The 350-nt window shown below is 52.3% G+C and carries 1 protein-coding gene; it reads left to right on the plus strand.

What is annotated here, in order from left to right; all coding sequences use genetic code 11:
- The coding region (locus WH277_RS01190) for a flagellar hook-basal body complex protein (RefSeq protein ID WP_339503893.1) at nt 1-350 on the plus strand (350 nt) is incomplete at both ends.

Here is a 350-nt window from a genome sequence, read left to right on the forward strand (position 1 = left end):
TCCGGGTTAAATGCCATTACCCAGCAGATGAATGCCATCAGTAATAACATCGCCAATAGCGGAACGACCGGCTACAAATCGATGCGTGCTGAATTTGCCGCACTGTACGCCGGGAGTGCACCGCTGGGTGTGGGCGTTAGCAGTATGTCACAGAGTATTTCTACGGGGGGCGGGATCTCAGGTACCGGGCGTAACCTCGACCTGGCGATCAACGGTAATGGTTTCTTTGTGGTACGTGATACTAACGGCACCAACAGTTATACCCGCGCGGGCTACTTTGGCACGGATAATAATGGTTACCTGGTCAACAATCTTGGCAGCAAATTACAGGGATATCCCGTCAACGCTCA

It is taken from the genome of Erwinia sp. MYb416 (assembly GCF_037479575.1).
Taxonomy (GTDB): domain Bacteria; phylum Pseudomonadota; class Gammaproteobacteria; order Enterobacterales; family Enterobacteriaceae; genus Erwinia; species Erwinia rhapontici.